14 protein-coding genes are annotated in these 18,070 nt (G+C 71.4%); 8 read left to right on the forward strand and 6 right to left on the reverse strand.

Annotation, left to right across the window (positions count from 1 at the left end; all coding sequences use genetic code 11):
• Nucleotides 1-42: 42 nt before the first annotated feature.
• From grpE to QM595_RS08715, 4 genes are all read right to left on the reverse strand, one after another.
• Nucleotides 43-606, reverse strand: coding sequence for a nucleotide exchange factor GrpE (grpE, locus tag QM595_RS08700; protein WP_415171153.1), 564 nt, complete (start codon nucleotides 604-606; stop codon nucleotides 43-45).
• Nucleotides 603-2,453, reverse strand: coding sequence for a molecular chaperone DnaK (gene dnaK, locus QM595_RS08705; protein ID WP_415171154.1), 1,851 nt, complete (start codon nucleotides 2,451-2,453; stop codon nucleotides 603-605). Before dnaK ends, grpE begins: the two co-directional genes overlap by 4 nt.
• A gap of 85 nt (nucleotides 2,454-2,538) precedes the next feature.
• Nucleotides 2,539-2,985 (reverse strand): NUDIX hydrolase, encoded by a 447-nt coding sequence (locus QM595_RS08710; RefSeq protein WP_415171155.1) that lies wholly within the window; start codon nucleotides 2,983-2,985, stop codon nucleotides 2,539-2,541.
• A gap of 7 nt (nucleotides 2,986-2,992) precedes the next feature.
• Nucleotides 2,993-3,562, reverse strand: a complete 570-nt coding sequence (locus QM595_RS08715; protein ID WP_415171156.1) for a hypothetical protein — start codon at nucleotides 3,560-3,562, stop codon at nucleotides 2,993-2,995.
• Between the two features lie 191 nt (nucleotides 3,563-3,753).
• Here QM595_RS08715 and QM595_RS08720 point away from each other — a divergent pair, with 191 nt between their 5' ends.
• Nucleotides 3,754-4,353 carry a nitroreductase family protein gene (locus QM595_RS08720; protein WP_415171157.1) on the forward strand — a complete coding sequence of 200 codons (600 nt, stop codon included), beginning with the start codon at nucleotides 3,754-3,756 and terminating at the stop codon, nucleotides 4,351-4,353.
• Between the two features lie 115 nt (nucleotides 4,354-4,468).
• Here QM595_RS08720 and QM595_RS08725 read toward each other — a convergent pair whose 3' ends face one another.
• Nucleotides 4,469-7,375, reverse strand: a complete 2,907-nt coding sequence (locus QM595_RS08725) for a helix-turn-helix transcriptional regulator (RefSeq protein WP_415171158.1) — start codon at nucleotides 7,373-7,375, stop codon at nucleotides 4,469-4,471.
• Nucleotides 7,376-7,519: 144 nt separating this feature from the next.
• The gene (locus tag QM595_RS08730) at nucleotides 7,520-7,666 is read right to left on the reverse strand and encodes a hypothetical protein (protein WP_415171159.1); all 147 of its coding nucleotides are present in this window, start codon (nucleotides 7,664-7,666) and stop codon (nucleotides 7,520-7,522) included.
• A 203-nt stretch (nucleotides 7,667-7,869) separates the two neighbouring features.
• On the opposite strand from QM595_RS08730, the gene QM595_RS08735 reads away from it, so the two are divergent.
• From QM595_RS08735 to QM595_RS08765, 7 genes are all read left to right on the forward strand, one after another.
• Complete coding sequence (locus tag QM595_RS08735; RefSeq protein WP_415171160.1) at nucleotides 7,870-9,174, forward strand: M20/M25/M40 family metallo-hydrolase; 1,305 nt, start codon at nucleotides 7,870-7,872, stop codon at nucleotides 9,172-9,174.
• Nucleotides 9,174-10,760, forward strand: coding sequence for an MFS transporter (locus QM595_RS08740; RefSeq protein ID WP_415171161.1), 1,587 nt, complete (start codon nucleotides 9,174-9,176; stop codon nucleotides 10,758-10,760). Before QM595_RS08735 ends, QM595_RS08740 begins: the two co-directional genes overlap by 1 nt.
• A gap of 17 nt (nucleotides 10,761-10,777) precedes the next feature.
• A complete protein-coding gene (locus QM595_RS08745; RefSeq protein WP_415171162.1) occupies nucleotides 10,778-10,933 on the forward strand; it encodes a hypothetical protein in 156 nt (51 codons plus the stop codon).
• A gap of 163 nt (nucleotides 10,934-11,096) precedes the next feature.
• Nucleotides 11,097-12,182 (forward strand): HpcH/HpaI aldolase/citrate lyase family protein, encoded by a 1,086-nt coding sequence (locus tag QM595_RS08750; protein WP_415171163.1) that lies wholly within the window; start codon nucleotides 11,097-11,099, stop codon nucleotides 12,180-12,182.
• On the forward strand, nucleotides 12,175-13,041 hold the full coding sequence (locus tag QM595_RS08755; protein ID WP_415171164.1) for an HpcH/HpaI aldolase/citrate lyase family protein: 867 nt from the start codon (nucleotides 12,175-12,177) through the stop codon (nucleotides 13,039-13,041). Before QM595_RS08750 ends, QM595_RS08755 begins: the two co-directional genes overlap by 8 nt.
• 72 nt (nucleotides 13,042-13,113) lie before the next feature.
• The gene (locus QM595_RS08760) at nucleotides 13,114-14,307 is read left to right on the forward strand and encodes an MFS transporter (protein ID WP_415171165.1); all 1,194 of its coding nucleotides are present in this window, start codon (nucleotides 13,114-13,116) and stop codon (nucleotides 14,305-14,307) included.
• Between the two features lie 289 nt (nucleotides 14,308-14,596).
• On the forward strand, nucleotides 14,597-18,022 hold the full coding sequence (locus QM595_RS08765; protein ID WP_415171166.1) for a heterodisulfide reductase-related iron-sulfur binding cluster: 3,426 nt from the start codon (nucleotides 14,597-14,599) through the stop codon (nucleotides 18,020-18,022).
• The last annotated feature ends 48 nt before the right edge of the window (nucleotides 18,023-18,070 follow it).

Genomic DNA, 18,070 nt, shown 5'->3' on the forward strand with positions numbered 1-18,070 from the left:
CTCAGAGTGACCGGGCGGTCACTCTGAGCAACCCGAGGGATCTCATTCGGGGTCGACGACCAGCACCTGCGCGGCGCGGACCACGCGGTCGCCGATGCGGTAGCCGGCCTTGGCGATGACCTTGACGGTCGTCTCCTTGACCTCGGGGTCGGACCCGAGGTGTGACAGCGCCTCGTGCACGGTCGGGTCGAACTGCTCGCCCGGCTCACCGAACTTGGTGAGCCCGAGACCCGTGACGATCCGCTCCAACTGCTCGGCGACGGCCTTCAGGCCGTCCTCGAGCTCGCCGTGCTCGCGCGCCCGATCGATGGTGTCGAGGACCTCCACGATCGGGCTGAGCACCTTGTACGTCGCGTTCTCGGCGACCAGCTCGCGGTCGCGGTCGACCCGGCGCTTGTAGTTGAGGTATTCGGCCTGCAACCGCTGGAGATCACCGGTCAGCTCATCGATCTTGCCCTGCAGGTCAGCCCCGGCGGCCTCGGCCGAGTCCGGCGACTCGGCCGGCTCGGTCACCTCGGCCGCCTCGGCTCCGTCGACCGAACCCGCCTCGGCGGGCTCGGTCGCGGGCGCCTCGGGCTCGACCCGAGGGTCACGCTCGTCGGTCACTTGGCGTCCTCGTCACCCGGCTCGTCGACGATCTCAGCCTCGACCACGTCGTCGTCGGCCTCGCCGGTCGCCCCAGTGGAGCCACCCGCGGCGGCCGACTCGGCCTCCGCGGCGGCGTACATCGCCGCACCCATCTTCTGCGAGGACGCGCCGAGCTTGGTGACAGCCGCCTCGATGGCGTCCTTGTCGGAGCCCTCCTCGGCAAGCACCGCCTTGAGCGCCTCGACGTCGGCGGTGACCTCGTCCTTGACGTCGGACGGGATCTTGTCGGCGTTGTCGGTCAGGAACTTCTCGGTGGTGTAGACGAGGGTGTCGCCCTGGTTGCGGACCTCGACGGCCTCGCGACGCTTGGCGTCCTCCTCGGCGTACTGCTCCGCCTCCTTGACCATCCGGTCGATCTCGTCCTTGGACAGCGCCGAGCCACCGGAGATGGTCATCGACTGCTCGCGGCCGGAGGCCTGGTCCTTGGCGGAGACGTGCACGATGCCGTTGGCGTCGATGTCGAAGGTGACCTCGATCTTCGGCACGCCCCGCGGCGCCGGCGGAAGGCCGGTGAGCTCGAAGTTGCCCAGCGGCTGGTTCTGCGACCAGATCGCCCGCTCGCCCTGGGCGACCTTGATCTCGACCGAGGGCTGGTTGTCGTCGGCGGTGGTGAAGATCTCCGAGCGCTTGGTGGGGATGGTGGTGTTGCGCTCGATCAGCGTGGTGAAGACGCCGCCCTTGGTCTCGATGCCCAGGCTCAGCGGGGTCACGTCGAGGAGCAGCACGTCCTTGACCTCGCCCTTGAGGACGCCGGCCTGCAGCGCGGCGCCGACGGCGACGACCTCGTCAGGGTTGACGCCCTTGTTGGGCTCCTTGCCGCCGAGCAGCTCCTTGACCAGGTCGGTCACGGCCGGCATCCGGGTCGAGCCGCCGACGAGGACCACGTGGTCGATGTCCTTGACCGCCACCCCGCCGTCCTTGAGGACGTTCTGGAACGGCACCTTGGTGCGCTCCAGCAGGTCAGCGCTGATCTTCTGGAACTCGGCCCGGGTCAGCGTCTCCTCGAAGTGCAGCGGGCCGGCCTCGCCGTGGGTGATGTAGGGCAGGTGGATGGTGGTGCTCTGCGACGCGGACAGCTCGATCTTGGCCTTCTCCGCGGCCTCCTGGAGGCGCTGCGCGGCGATCTTGTCGGCGCTCAGGTCGACGCCGTTGGCGTTCTTGAACTTGGTGACCATCCAGTCGACGATCCGGGCGTCCCAGTCGTCGCCACCGAGGTGGTTGTCACCGCTGGTGGCCTTCACCTCGACGACGCCCTCGCCGATCTCCAGCAGGGACACGTCGAAGGTGCCGCCACCGAGGTCGAAAACGAGGATGGTCTGGTCCTCACCCTTGTCGAGGCCGTAGGCCAGCGCGGCGGCGGTGGGCTCGTTGACGATCCGCTGGACGTTGAGGCCGGCGATCTCACCGGCCTCCTTGGTGGCCTGGCGCTGGGCGTCGGAGAAGTACGCCGGCACGGTGATGACCGCGTCGGTCACCGTCTCGCCGAGGTAGGCCTCCGCGTCGCGCTTGAGCTTCTGCAGCACGAAGGCGCTGATCTGCTGGGGGGTGAAGGACTTGTCGTCGATCTTCACCGTCCAGTCGGTGCCCATGTGCCGCTTGACCGACCTGATGGTCCGGTCGACGTTGGTCACGGCCTGCCGCTTGGCGACCTCGCCGACCAACACCTCCCCGGACTTGGTGAACGCGACCACGGAGGGCGTCGTACGGGCGCCCTCGGCGTTCGCGATGACGGTGGGCTCGCCACCCTCCAGAACGGCGACGACGCTGTTCGTCGTGCCGAGGTCGATACCGACCGCACGTGCCATCTGTGTGATACCTCCGCGTTGAGACTGGGAGTTGAGTCCATTCGACTCAACTTCGTTCATCCACTGTAACGCAGGGGCGGGAGATCTATTCCAGCAGTCCCAGGCCGGTGTCGACCATCGAGACCCGGGGCAGGTCCGGCACCTCGGCCAGCGGGACCCAGCGGGCCTCGTCGGTGGTGCCGTCGGACTCGTGGGTCAGCTCGCCGCCGATGATCTCGGCGCGGTAGAAGACCCGGACGGCCTTGAGCCGCCGGCCGGTCGGCGTGCTCCGCTGGTGCGGCTCGAAGACGTCGGTCTCGATGCCGAGCAGGCCGGTCAGCCGGACGTCGTACCCGGTCTCCTCGCGCACCTCACGGACCGCGCCCTGCTCGGGCGTCTCGTGGAACTCCACCCCGCCCCCGGGGAGTGTCCAACGCTTGCGCTCCTCCTCGTTCCAGAGCGCGAGCAGGATGCGGTCGTCGGCGACGATGACGGCGTACGCCGCCAGCCGGGTGTCGTAGTCGGTGTAGTGCGGAAGCTCGGCAGGGCTCATCCGGCCATTATCGAACCGTCACGGTGACGACATTGGAGACCTCGCCGGTCGCGGTGTCCTTGACCCGCCACTCCTGCGCGCCGGACCGGCCGGTCTGGACGTAGGTGGAGAAGCTGCCGCCGGTGACGGTGGCATCGACCGGGAAGGTCTCCCACTTCTTGTCGCCGGCCGAGCGGCGCTGCACCTGGAGCACCGCTCCCTCACCGCCGGGGTAGACGCCGGAGAGGTCGATGCGGTCCATGCTGCCGACAGAGTCGGAGCCGGCCTGGAGGGTGATGCCCTGCGGCACCTCGGAGCTGGTCGGTGCCGCGGGCTCGGAACTGGTGGTCGCGACCGAGGTCGCCTCGGTGGCCAGGGTGATCAGCGGACCGCTCGGGCGCTCGATGTCGGTGAGGTCGGGCAGGTAGAGCGATTCGCCGGCACCGCCGGTCGCCTCCGTGGCGGTGTCGTCGTCGCCGATGCCGAGGACGTGGCTGGCGAGGAGGGCGATCGCGCCGATGGCAAGGCCGACCGCGAGGCCGACCGCCACCAGCGCGGTCAGCCCGGCCGCGACCGGGTGCTTCTCGTCGACGTCCACCTGTCCCCCATCCGAGATTCCGAGCCTATTGTGCCGGGCGCCACGAAACCGGCCACCCCTGACCCCCCTCCCCGCCGAGAGGTCCCGGATTGCCCTCCGAGAGGTCCCGGATTGCCCTCCGAGAAGTCCCGGATTGCCCTCCGAGAAGTCCCTCAATGCCCCTCGAGAGGTCGGTGATCGACACTGGGGCTATGGAGTTCTCCGAGGTGGTACGCCGGCGGCGGATGGTGCGGGCCTACGCGGCCGACCCCGTGGACCCGGCGATTGTCGACAAGGCGATCCGCAACGCCGTACGGGCCCCGTCCGCCGGCTTCTCCCAGGGCTGGGCGTTCCTCGTGCTCGACACCCCCGCCGACGTGGCGCGCTTCTGGCGGGCCGCTGCCGAAGACGTCAACTCCCCCGACCGGTGGCTGGCCGGGATGATGTCCGCGCCGGTCGTGATCATCCCCTGCTCGTCAAAGGCCGCCTACCTGGACCGCTACGCCGAGCCGGACAAGGGCTGGACCGATCGCGACGAGGCCCGTTGGCCGAAGCCGTTCTGGGACCTGGACACCGCAATGGCCTCGCTGCTCATCCTGCTCACCGCCGTCGACGAGGGGCTGGGCGCCTGCTTCATCGGCGTGCCACCGGCGCGTGAGGCGGCGGTCCACGCCGAGTTCGCCATCCCAGCCGACTGGGACCCGGTCGGTGTGATCACGCTGGGCCATCCCGCCGCCGGCGGCGCACAGGGCTCCCCGGCGCGGCGACCGCGCAGGCCGCTCGAGGATGTCCTCCACCGCAGCTCCTGGTAGCGCGAGTCGGCAGAAGTGCTGGCTCCAGAAGGCCCGAGTCGGCAGAAGTGTGACTCACAGACCGCTCGAGTCGGCAGAAGTGCTGGCGCAACACCTGCACTTCTGCCGACTCGCGTCAGAGCAGGCCGCGGCGGCGGGCGATGGCCGCCGCCTCGGTGCGACCGGCAGCGCCGAGCTTGGCGAGGATGTTGGAGACATGCACCGAGACCGTCTTGGTGCTGATGTAGAGCCGCTTGCCGATCTCGCCGTTGGAGCGGCCTTCGGCGACCAGGGCGAGGATCTCGGTCTCCCTGGGCGTGAGTGTGTCAGCGCGCGCCGAGGCAGCGGGAGTGCGGAGCTCGTCCAGCAGCGGCCGAGCGCCCAGCGCGCGAGCGGCCTCGCGGGCCAGGTCGGCGACCTCCCGGGCACCTGTCGCGTCGCCGGTGGCGCGCAGGATGCCGGCCAGGATCACCCGGATCTCGGCGAGGTCGGGCACGTCGGCCATCTCGGCGAACGCCGCCTCGGCGGCGCGCCAAGCCGTCACCAACTCGTCCGCGGGCACCTCCCGACCGGCGAGCCAGCGGGCTCGGAGCGCCTCGGCCTCCAGCCGCAGGCCCCAGCCCCGGCCCTCGGCTCCCCAGTCCCCCGGGTCGCGGGCGGTCTGGTGGGCGATCGCCCGCCGGCCGTCGTCGAGCCAGTGCTCGACTCGAGCCAGTGAGGTGGCTCGCTCGCCGGCGTTCTGCCGCGCGATCAGGCCGGCGAGCCGACCGACCGCGACGGCGGCGAGCCGGACCCGGGCGCCGAACCCCTCGCCGTACGCGACCTTGATCGTGGCCGCGGCAGCAGCGTAGGAGGCGGCGATGCCGTCCGCGTCGCCGTGGCGGGCGGCGGCGGTCATCTCGAGCTGGGCGCCGTAGAAGGCGGTCGCCACCTCCTGCGACCAGTAGGGCCGCAGCACGGCGGGGTCGACCTCGGCGCCCCGGGCCTGCTCGATGGTCAGCCGGAGCGAGTCGAGCCAGGCCGCGAGCACCGCCGGAGCGCCGACGGCGTCGGCCAGGCTCAGCGCCTCGTCCCACTCGCCGCGCACGTAGTGCACCCAGACCAGCTGGACTCGGCAGTCGAAGGCGTACGGCGCCCACGGCACGCCCATGGCCAGGGCCCGCTCGTGGCCGGCCCGGAAGGCGTCGGCGGCCGCGGCGAGATCCCAGTACTGGATGTGGGTGATGCCGAGCATCATCCTGGCTCGCAGCTCGGCCTGGAGCGCCCCAGCCTGCTCGGCGCGGGTGGCGGCGGCGCTGAGCCGGGCCACTCGCTCCTGGCAGGGCATCCGCTCCGAACCCTTGGCCAATGTGACGGCCAGGTCGGCGGCGAGCTCGGCGCGACCGAGTCCCTCGGCGAGCTCGAGCGCCTCGCGTGCGAATCCCATCGCCTCCTCGGCGCGCTCAGCGATGAGGAGACAGCGGGCATGTACGGCGAGGACCCGGGCACGGACGGCCGGCGGCGCATCGGGCGGCAGCAGCGCAACGGCCTGCTCGGCGAGCGGCAGCATGTCGTTGCCGTCGACGTAGGCGAAGCTCGCCTCCACGATCAGCGCCAGCAGCTGCGCCCGCCATAGCCCGGGTCCGTCGGAGCCGATCCGGTCCAGCTGCTGGCGAGCGAGCTTGCCGGCCCGGGCCGCCTGGCCGGCGGCGATCAGCGCGTCGCTCGCCTTCACGACCAGGGCGATGAGGTCGTCGTCGTCGGGGCGACCGGCGGCGGAGAGCAGCGAAAGCGCCTGCTGGTAGTGCTGGGCCGCCTCGTCGGGCCCGCCGACCGCCGCCGCCTCGTCGCCGGCCCGAATGCTGGCGGCGATGGCGGTCGCGGTGTCACCGGCAAGCCGGGCGTGCCTGGCCAGCTGGGCCTGGACCGCCCGGTCGCCTGCCGCCGTACGACGTGACACCGCCTCGTCCGCGAGCGCCGCGGCGTAGCGGCCGTGCAGCCGCACTCGCTCGCCGGGCAGCAGGTCGTCGTAGACGGCCTCGCCGAGCAGCGCGTGCCGGAACCAGTAGTCGCCGCTGCCGGCCACCAGCACGTTGGCCTCGACGGCGCCGCGCAGCGCCTCGTCGAGCGCGGTCCCGGTCACCTCGGCGACGGCGGCGAGCAGGTCGTGGGAGACGGTACGGCCGGCGGCCGAGGCGGTACGCACCAGTTCGCGGGAGCCGTCGTCGAGTCGGTCCAGCCGGACCAGCAGCACCCCGGCCAGCTCGTCGGGAAGCCAGTCGTTCGGGGAGTCACCGACGGCGACCAGCTCCTCGACGTAGAAGGCGTTGCCGTCAGCGCGGGCGATCACGTCACGGACCCGGGTCTCGTCGGCGGCCGGATCGAGCTCGGTGACCAGGGCGCGTACGTCGTCGTCGGGGAGCGGCTCCAGCGCCTGCCGGGAGACGTCGCGCAGCCGCGCCCACTCGGCGACCTGCCGGCGCAGCGGGTGCCGGCGGTGGAGGTCGTCGGCGCGGTAGGAGGCGACGATCCTGACCGGCCGGGCATGGGGCCTGGTGAAGAGGAAGGTCAGCAGGTCGCGGGTCGACTGGTCGGCCCAGTGGGTGTCCTCGACGACCAGCAGCATCGGCGCCTCCTCCGAGGCGGCGTCGAGCAGGGCGTGGGCGGCCTCGAAGAGCTGGCTGCGCTCGAGCACGCCCTCCTCGGCGGCGGCGCCGAGCAGCCGTCGTACCGGCTGCAGCCGAGCCAGCACCGGGTAGACGCTGGCCACTCGCTCCACCACGTCGGGGAACCGGTCGACGATGCCGTCGACGATCTCGGTGAACGGCAGGTAGGGGACGGCGCTGTCGCCGAAGTCGAGACAGTGGCCGACGTAGACCTCCCACTGGCTCGCCGCGGCCCGGCTGCGCAGTTCCTGCAGCAGCCGGGTCTTGCCGACGCCGGCGTCACCGGAGAGCAGCACGTGGCCGCCGTCGGACAGCCCGGGCGCGGCGATGCCAAGCAGGGAGGTCAGCTCCTCGAGCTCGGCATCGCGCCCGATCAGGGTCCGGCTGGTCTGTGCCACACCGGACATGATCCCCCGCCGAGAGGTCTCATTCGGCCCCTCGAGGGGTCTCTGATGGCCCTGAGTTGGACGATCTGGGACTTCTCGAGGGGCAATCAGAGACCTCTCGGCGAGTGGGTCGACGCCACGAGGCGTCACGGGGCGTCACGAGGCGAGCGGATTGTGCCTGCGCTCCTCACGGGTACGGCGGATGCGGGCCCGCTCGCGGCGGCCGGCGAGATCCTCGCGGATGCGGGCGGCGCGATAGGCGTGCTCGGCCTGGGCGATGCTGGCGTAGCCCTGGTTGCTCATGGTGTGCTCCTCGGTGAGTGCGATCTGATGCCACTACGTTCGCCGGCTGAGGTAGGGCCACACATCGGGAGGCTGCCCTATCTCCGCGGCGCCGGGAGTCCTCAAGCCAGCCGCCTCGGGTCGCCGAAGCCCTAAGAACGTGTTTGAGAAGTCCTGACCTACTGCGCGGCCAGGACTTCTCAAACACGTTCTAAGGTGACCCCATGCTCGCCGTGGAGCCAGCCGTCGAACGGCTCGCCGCCCTGATCCGCATCCCCACCGTGTCCGCGCAACCCGATCCGTCGGCGTTCGACGAGCTGCTGGACACCATGGCGACACAGTGGCCGCGGCTGCACGAGCTCGAGGTGACCCGGATCCGCTCGCACGGGCTGCTGGTCCGCTGGCCTGGTCGGGCCGCCGACCGGCCGGTGGTGCTGATGGCCCATCTCGACGTGGTGCCGGTGGTGGCCGAGGACTGGGCCCGTGACCCGTTCTCCGGCGACATCGACGACGGCGCGATCCACGGCCGCGGCACGCTCGACGACAAGGGCTGCGTGGCGGCGATCTGCGAGGCGGTCGAGGGGCTGCTCGCCGACGGCTTCGTCCCGGCGCAGGACGTCTGGCTCTCCTTCGGCTGCGACGAGGAGGTCTTCGGCGGCGCGGCCGCCGAGGCCGTCGAGACGCTGCGCGAGCGCGGGGTCTCGCCCTGGTTCGTGCTCGACGAGGGCGGCGCGGTCGCTGCCGAGGCGTTCCCCGGCATCACCGCCCCGCTCGCGGTCATCGGCGTCGCCGAGAAGGGCGTCACCTCGCTACGGCTGACCGCGACCGGTGCCGGTGGCCACGCGTCCACCCCGTCGCGGAACGGCCCGGTGGCGCGGCTGGCCCGTGCCATCACCCGGATCGAGGAGTCCGGCATGTCACCCCGGCTGCTGCCCACCACCGCGGAGTTGTTCCGTCGGCTGGCGCCCCATGCGCCGGCGCCGCTGCGGCCACTGGTCGCCAACGCGGCCCGGCTCGCGCCCGCCGCCACCCGGCTGCTCACCCACGCCGGCCCGGAGGCGGCCGCGCTGGTGCGCACCACCTTCGCCGTGACCACGCTGTCGGGCTCGCCGGCGCTCAACGTCATCGCCGCCTCCGCGAGCGCGGGCGTCAACGTCCGGATCCTGCCCGGGGACACCGTCGCCGATGTGGTGGCGCACGTGCGGAAGGTGGTCAAGGACGACGACATCGCCGTCGAGGTGGTCGAGTCGGGTGAGGCCAGCCCGGTCTCCCCCATCGACGACGCGTTCGCGCTCATCGAGCGGACCACCACCGAGCTGTTCCCGGACGCCGTGCCGACGCCGTACGTGATGCTGGCTGCGACCGACTCCCGCCACTTCACCGCGATCTGCGAGCGGGTCTACCGGTTCGCGCCGTTCCGGATGTCGCGGGCGCAGCGGGCGCGGATCCATGCTGCCGATGAGTACCTCATGATCGAGGACTATCTCGACGGCGTCCGGTGGTACCGACGTCTGGTCGAGGGCCTCTAGTGGTCGGCCAGCGGATCGCGGCGCCGGGGCTCGTCGCGATCGTCGGCTTCCTGGCGTGTGTCGAGGTCGCCAGCGGCGTGTTGCAGGGCTTCTACACCCCTATCTACAGCGACATCGCCGACCATCTGTCCGTCGTCGACGCCGACGTCAACTGGTTCGAGGCGGCCCAACTGGTCTTCTCGGCGCTGGTGGTGCCGCCGCTGGCCAAGCTCGGCGACCTGATCGGGCACAAGCGGGTGCTGCTGCTCGCGACGCTGGTGACCGCCGCCGGGTCGTGGGCGGTGGCGTTCGCACCGTCGTTCACGACGTTCCTGATCGGCTGGGCCATCCAGGGCGCGTACGTCGTCTGGCTGCCGCTCGAGGTCGCCATCATCCATCGCCGTACCGCTGGCACCGGCCGACAGGGCCTGCTCACCCGGCGGGCCGCGGCCATCCTGGTGGCCTCCCTGGAGCTCTCGGTCATCGTGGCCGCGCTGACCTCCGGGGCACTGGTCGGCTCGGTGTCCATGACAGCGCTGCTGGCGATCCCGGCCGTAGTGGTGACCGCCTGCCTGGTGCTGATCCAGCTCGGCATCGAGGACCTGCCCGGCACCGGGGCCGGCGGCTTCGATGGGGGCGGGCTCGCGTTGCTCACCCTGGTGCTGGGCCTGGTGATGGGCGGGCTCATCGCGATCCGGGTCTCCGGGCCGGGGTCGCTGCTCGGCTGGGTCCTCATCCTGCTCGGCCTGGCGGCCGTCATCCCGTTCAGCCGCGTCGAGCGGGCCCGACCCGACCCGCTGATCGACGTACCCCTCCTGCTCTCGCCCGGCCAGTGGCCGATCCAGCTGACCGCGTTCCTGTTCGGCATGTCGGTCCTCGGCGCCCAGATCCCGCTGTCGACCTACGCCCGCACCGACCCCGACCTGGCCGGCTACGGGCTGGGCACCTCGGCAGGGTTCGTCTCGACGCTGATCGGGGTCTATGTGATCTTCCTGGCGGTCGGCGCGTTCACGTTCCCGCTGGCGGTGCGGCTCTTCGGGCAGCGGCGAGCCCTCGGGCTCGCCGCTCGGCCTGGCGCCGTCGCGAGCGGTGTCCGGCGCGTGCGATGGCGAGGCGGAGGAGGGAGCGAGCCTGGACGGCTCGCGACCGACGACAACGAAGCCAGCGTGCGTGCCGGACACCGCGCAGCAGGCGTCCAGGCCGAGCGGCGAGCCCTAGCACTCGCAACCTTCCTGGTGACGGCCGGCTACGGGATGTGGCTGCTGTTCCACACCCACACCTGGCAGGCGCTGATGAACATGGCGGTCGCCGGCATCGGCTCCGGCGCACTGGTCGCCGCACTGCCGGCCGCCGCCGCTGCGGCCGCGCCGCCGGACCGGACCGGCTTCGCCACCGGCATGACCAACGCGGCCAAGACCCTCGGCGGCGCCATCGCCTCGGCGGTCTTCGCCATCGCCCTCGCCGGCCACGGCATCTCGGGTCCCGAAGAGGGTCACGCCTCACTGTCGGGCTACCTGGTGGTGTGGGGCGTCTGCGCCGCCACCGCCCTCGTCGCCGGCCTTGCCCTGCTCGCCCGCCGCCCTGCCACAGGCGCCTCAGCGGGGTAGTTACGACCGAAGAGGCGATGGTGCGAGGCGAGTTCAACGACCTGCCCGAGGGTCCGCCGCTGATCACCATGCCGCGTGACGTCGAGGAGACGATCGCGGCCTGGCGGGTACGACGCGGGGCCCGGTTGGCGACCCGGCGTACCGAGGCGCCCGAGCGGCCCAGGAGACGGTGACTGCGTCGGAGGGCATGACCGACGGTCAAAGAGAGACCCCTCGCGGGGCAATCAGAGACCCCTCGCGGGGCAATCAGGGACCTCTCGGCGGGCAGCAGGAACCCCCGAGTGCGAGAGATCGGTCATATTGCGGAGGGTGTGACGGCTGCTACGTTGCCCGCTTGTGAGTCTTCGTAGCCCCAAGTCGTTCTTCGCGCCGCTCGCCGTCGGCGCCCCCGCGCCGCTCCGAGAGATCCCGGCCAGGCCGAGCCGGGCGATCCACTTCTTCGATCCGTCCAACGAGAAGATGGCGGCGAAGGTCCCGCAGATGGTCGGCACCGTCGACGTGCTGCTCGGCAACCTCGAGGACGCGGTGAAGGCCGACAACAAGGTCGCCGCCCGCGAGGGGCTGGTGAAGATCGCGCAGAGCACCGCCAACCTCGGCGGGCAGAGCAGCCCGACCCAGCTGTGGACCCGCATCAACAGCCTGGACAGCCCGTGGGCGCTCGACGACCTGACCACCCTGGTGCCGGCGATCGGTGACAGGCTCGACGTGATCATGGTGCCGAAGGTGCAGGGCGCTGAGGACATCCACTACGTCGACCGGCTGCTCGCCCAGCTGGAGGCGAAGGCCGGGCTGACGCGGCCGATCCTGGTCCACGCCATCCTCGAGACCGCACGCGGCGTGGCCGAGGTGGAGAGCATCGCGCTGGCCTCGCCGCGGATGCAGGGCATCAGCCTGGGTCCGGCGGACCTCGCCGCCGACCGGAAGATGAAGACGACCCGCGTGGGCGGCGGCCACCCCGGCTACCTGGTCCGCCAGGACCCGGCGGATGGCGACATCAACGGCCCGCGGGCGATCTTCCAGCAGGACCTGTGGCACTACACCATCGCCAAGATGGTCGACGCCTGCGCGACGGCGGGCATCTACCCCTACTACGGCCCGTTCGGCGACATCACCGACGTGGTGGCCTGCGAGGACCAGTTCCGCAACGCCTTCCTGCTCGGCTGCGTCGGCACCTGGAGCCTGCACCCCAAGCAGATCGAGATCGCCAACCGGGTCTTCTCCCCCAGCGTGGAGGACATCCGGCACGCCCGCCGGGTGGTCGCCGCGATGGGCGACGGCACCGGCGCGGTCATGCTCGACGGCAAGATGGAGGACGACGCCAGCCTCAAGCAGTGCCTCGTCCTGGTCGAGCTCGCCGAGCGGCTGGCGGCGATCGACCCCGATCTGAAGGCCCTCTACGACGGGATCACCCTCGATGACTGACATCAGCTTCCGCCCGCGCCGCTCCGTCCTCTACATGCCCAGCTCCAACGAGCGGGCCCTGGAGAAGGCGAAGACCATCCCCGCCGACGGCCTCATCCTCGACCTCGAGGACGCGGTCGCACCCGAGGCCAAGTCGCAAGCGCGCGAGAACGCCGTCGCCGCGGTCGCCAGCGGCGAGTACGGCGCCAAGGAGCTGGCCATCCGCATCAACGGCGCCGACACCGAATGGCACGCCGACGACCTGCGCGCCGCGGCCGCGGTCGGCCCGGACGCCATCTTGGTGCCGAAGGTCAACAGCCCCGAGGCGGTGCAGCGGCTGGTCGAGGCGATCGAGTCGGCCGGCGCGCCCGCGAAGACGAGGCTGTGGGCGATGATCGAGTCGCCGTACGCCATCCTCCATGCCGAGGAGATCGCCGCCGCCTCGGAGCGGCTGACCGTGCTGGTGCTCGGCACCAACGACCTGGTCAAAGAGTTGTACGTCGACCACGTGCCGGGGCGGACCAACCTGGTCACCAGCCTGCAGCTGGCGGTGCTGGCGGCCCGGGCCACCGGCAAGGTCCTGCTCGACGGCGTCTACAACAACGTCAAGGATCTCGACGGCTTCGCTGCCGAGGTACGCCAGGGCGTCGAGTTCGGCTTCGACGGCAAGACGCTGATCCACCCGGCCCAGGTCGAGCCCGCCAACACCGGCTTCGCTCCCTCGGCCGAGGCGGTCGAGGACGCCCAGGGGCTCATCGAGACCTGGGAGTCCTCCACCGGCGGCGTGGTCACCTACAACGGCCGGATGGTCGAGAGCCTTCACGTCGAGAGCGCCCGCCGCACCCTCGCCATCGCGGCGGCGATCGCCACCCTGGGCTGATCCTCGGAATGTCTCATTCCACGGGACTAGACATCCCGAATCTTGAGACACTCTGAGGAGTACAAGGGTGCCATGACCGTCACCGCCTCGCCCGGCACGATCGGCGTGGGCCGGCGCTGGGCGATGCTCGCGGCGAGCACGCTGGCACAGGCCTGCGCAGCGATCATGATGCACGGTGCCGCCTTCCTGATCCCCACCCTGCACCAGCGCGACGGCCTCTCCTACGCGCAGGCCGGCCTGGTCGCGGCCGCCCCGACCGTGGGCGTGATGGCGACGCTCGTGCTCTGGGGCGCCCTGACGGACAGGTACGGCGAGCGCGTGGTGCTCCTCACCGGGCTGGCGGGGACGGCAGTGCTCGGCGCGCTCGGGTTCGCGACCGGGGGACTGGTCGGCCTGGCGATCCTCATCGGGCTGGCCGGCGCCTGCGCCGCGAGCACGAGCGCCGCCAGCGGGCGAGTCGTCGTCGGCTGGTTCCCGCCGGCTCGGCGCGGGCTGGCGATGGGCATCCGGCAGATGGCCCAGCCGGTGGGGGTCGGCGTCGCCGCGATCACCATGTCCGTGGTCGCCGAGCATCACGGTGTCCATGCCGCGGTGCTGGTGCCGACCCTCGCCACGGCATTGGCGGCCCTGGTCGTCGGGCTGGTCGTCGTGGACCCACCGCGACCGGAGCGGAAGGCGCTGCCCAGCGACAACCCCTACCGCGGCAACGACTACCTCGCTCGCATCCACACGGTCTCGGTGCTGCTGGTGGTGCCGCAGTTCGTGGTGTGGACCTTTGCACTGGTCTGGCTGCAGCAGGACCGCGGCTGGTCGGCCGCGGCGGCCGGCACGATGGTCGCGGTGGCGCAGGTCTTCGGGGCTCTCGGCCGGATCGCCGCAGGCCAGCTCTCCGACATGGTCGCCAGCCGGATGCGGCCGCTGCGCTGGGTCGCGATCGCGGCCGCGCTGGTGATGGCCTTGCTCGGCGCCGCCGCGTCCGTCGGCTCGGCCGTGGCCGTCGTACTGATGATCGCGGCCACGGTGCTCACCGTCGCCGACAACGGTCTGGCGTTCACGGCCGTCGCGGAGCGAGCCGGGCCGTTCTGGTCGGGACGCGCACTGGGGATCCAGAACACCGCGCAGTTCCTCACCAGCTCGATCGTGCCGCCTGTCGGCGGCCTGGCCGTCACCGCGCTCGGCCTCCCCGCGGCGTTCGCACTGGCCGCGGTCTTCCCGGTGCTCGCCGCGCCACTGGTCCCGGTGCGCGAGGAACGCCCGCCGAACTAGAAGTTACCAGCGGGTAAGATGCTTTTCACGCCACCGCCTGCTGCGGCCGAGGGACATCACCCCTAGTAGGCTGTCGCGACTAAAGCGCGTGGTAGCGCGGTGTCCGGGTGCGTGCCTCGCAAGGCGCCGGCGCGAAGGCAGGCCGGTGGCCTGTCGAGCGTCGGCAACGCCGCGAGGTGCGTGCCCGGGCGCCGCGATAGCAGCGAATTAGCCGCGACGGTCTACTAGGGTGGTGAACCGCTCGCTGGTGGCAAGCGAGCCGCTGAACCTTGACGAGGAGCCTCTCCCGATGCTGCAGACGATCGCGATCGTTGTGTGCCTCGCCGTCACGCTCGTGACGGCGTATCTCGTGGTCCGGGCCGTCCGCTCGATGGTCGGTGTGCTCCGGCTCGGTCAGCCGGCCGTCGGCCGCACCGACAACCCCGGCGCGCGCACCTGGACGATGGTCAAGGAGACCTTCGGCCACACCCGGATGTTCCAGTGGCGCTGGGTCGGCGTCATGCACTGGTTCGTCTACTTCGGCTTCCTCATCCTCTCCTCGGCCGTCGCCACCGGCTTCGTGCAGCTGTTCAAGCCGGAGTGGCAGCTGCCGATCATCGGCCACTGGTTCGTCTTCGAGTGGGTCTGCGAGTTCATCGGCGCGCTGTCGACGATCGGCATCGTCTTCCTCATCGTCTACCGGCAGATGCACAAGCCCGCCCGCGAGGGTCGCAAGTCCCGCTTCTTCGGCTCCACCTTCTGGCAGGCCTACTTCGTCGAGTTCATGGCGCTGCTGGAGGGCGCCGCCATCCTCTTCATCCGCGGCGCCGAGCAGAAGCTCGAGCTGCTCCACGACCCGCTCTCGGAGAAGGTCACCAACTTCCACTTCCCGATCTCCCACCTCCTCGGCGGGATGTACGGCGACAGCGAGCACGCGCTGCGCAACACCGTCATCGTCATCGCCGCGATCAAGGTGCTCTCCGCGCTGATCTGGCTCGACGTGATCGCGCTCAACCTGACCATGGGCATCGCCTGGCACCGCTTCACCGCCTGGCCCAACATCTGGTTCAAGCGCGAGTCGGTCGCCCGCCCCGACGGCGCCACCACCGCCCTGGGCGCGCTCAAGCCGCTGGTCTCCGGCGGCAAGGTGATCACTCTCGACGACGTCGACGACCTCGACGAGGACGCCAAGCTCGGCGTCGGCTCGATCGAGGACTTCGCCTGGAAGGGCATCCTCGACTTCACCACCTGCACCGAGTGCGGCCGCTGCCAGTCCCAGTGCCCCGCCTGGAACACCGACAAGCCGCTCTCCCCCAAGCTGCTGGTGATGAGTATGCGGGAGGCCGCCTACGCCAAGGCGCCGTACCTCCAGGCCGCCGACCCCGAGGCCGCGGCCGCCGCGTCGCCGGAGCTGGCACTGGAGGCCGAGCGGCCGCTGGTCGGCAAGGTCGAGGACGGCGAGTGGTTCTACAACCCGCCGTCGGGCGCGGCCGTCATCGACGAGGACGTGCTGTGGTCGTGTACGTCGTGCGGCGCCTGCGTGCAGCAGTGCCCGGTCGACATCGAGCACGTCGACCACATCGTCGACATGCGCCGCTACCAGGTGCTCGTCGAGTCCAGCTTCCCCGCCGAGCTCAACGGCCTCTTCCGCGGCCTGGAGAACAACGGCAACCCGTGGAACATGTCCTCGCGGGCCCGGCTGGACTGGGCCAAGGACCTGCCGTTCGAGGTCAAGGTCGTCGGCGCTCCGTCTGATCAAGGGGGCATCGAGTCGCTCGACGAGGTGGACTGGCTGTTCTGGGTCGGCTGCGCCGGCGCCTACGAGGACCGCGCCAAGAAGACCACTCGCGCCGTCGCCGAGCTGCTCGACCTGGCCGGTATCTCCTTCGGCGTGCTGGGCAACGGCGAGACCTGCACCGGCGACTCCGCCCGGCGCGCCGGCAACGAGTTCGTCTTCCAGGCTCTGGCCCAGCAGAACGTGGAGACGTTCAAGGAGTTCCGGGTGAAGAAGGCGGTCACCACGTGTGCCCACTGCTTCAACACGCTGCGCAACGAGTACCGCGAGTTCGGCATCGAGCTTGAGGTCGTCCACCACACCCAGCTGCTCAACCAGCTCGTCCGCGAGGGTCGCCTCACGCCGGTCGCCACCGGAGCCGGCGCCCACAAGCGGTCGATCACCTACCACGACCCCTGCTACCTCGGTCGCCACAACGGCGTCTACACCCCGCCGCGCGAGCTGCTGCAGATCCTGCCGGGAGCCGACTACGTCGAGATGCCACGCAACTCCGAGCGCTCCTTCTGCTGCGGCGCCGGCGGGGCCCGGATGTGGATGGAGGAGCGGCTCGGCGAGCGGATCAACCGCAACCGCACCGACGAGGCGGTGGCCACCGGCGCCGACCAGATCGCGGTGGGCTGCCCGTTCTGCCGGGTGATGCTCTCCGACGGACTCACGGCCGCCCAGGCCGACGGCACCGCCCGCGAGGAGGTCGAGGTCCTCGACGTCGCGCAGCTGCTGCTCGCCTCGGTGAAGGGTGAGCAGGCGACCAAGCTGCTGCCCGGTCAGGTCGGCTCGGCTGCTCCCGCCGCAGCGACCGCCGCTGCCGAGGCGGTCGCCGAGACCGTCACCGCCCCCGACCCTGTGCCCGACGCGGGGGGCTCCTCGCTCTTCGACACCCCCGCTCCGGCCGAGCCTGCTGGTGGGTCGCTCTTCGACACGCCGACCCCGGCCGAGCCTGCCGCGGGTGGGTCACTCTTCGACACGCCGGCCCCGGAGGCCGCGCCGCCGGCCCCGGAGGCCAAATCCGGCGGGTCGCTCTTCGACGTCCCCGCCGACACCCCGACCGAGCCGGCCGCTCCCGCCGGCGGCGGATCCCTGTTCGACATCCCGGCGGAGCCCGCGCCGGCGGCTCCCCCCGAGTCGCCGGCGTCACCGGCACCTGCGGCCGACCTGGGCATGGGCGGCTCGCTCTTCGACATCCCGGCAACACCGGCCGCCGAGTCCGCGTCCAGCGAGGCCGCAACTGCCTCGCCTGCGCCGACCGATCCTGCAGCCGCCCCGGCAGCGCCCGCCGCCCCGCAGCCGGCGCTGGACCTGTCGGGCTCACTGTTCGACATCCCGACGCAGCCTGTGGTGGAGACCCCAGCCCCGACGCCGACCACGCCCGAGCCGGTCGCCGCCGAGCCAGCACCCGCCGAGCCAGCACCCGCCGAGGCGGAACCCTCCGAGGCGGAACCCTCCGAGGCGGAACCCTCCGAGGCGGAACCCTCCGAGCCAGCACCCGCCGAGGCGCCGACGGCGGCTGCCGCCCCAGCCCCGTCGGCCGGCGGGGTGGCGTCGGCGCCGCACACCGACGTCGACATCGAGGCCGTCGGGTCGCTCTTCGACATCCCGGCGCCCGAGGGTGCCGTTGTCGCTGCACCGGTGCCCGTCACCGAGCCGACCGTGGCGCCGGCCCTCGACACCGCCTCGACTCCTGAGGAGACCGCTCCGGCAACTGCCGCGACCGAGCCGGTGGCCGACACGGCGACGATCTTCGAGGACGCACCTGCCGCCGAGACCGCCGACGCCGAACCGACCGAGGCCACCGCACCGGCAGCCACCGCACCGCCCGCAGCCCCGACAGCTCCGGCGGCTCCAGCGGCTCCGGCGGCTCCAGCGGTCCAGTCCTCCGGCGAGGCGCACACCCCACGGACCGACGTCGACATCAACGCCGCGACCTCGCTCTTCGACCTCTGATCAACCCGTAGTGCGGTGGATCCGAGTCAGATAGCGACTCGGATCCAC

The organism is Nocardioides sp. (assembly GCF_047607185.1).
Lineage (GTDB): Bacteria > Actinomycetota > Actinomycetes > Propionibacteriales > Nocardioidaceae > Nocardioides.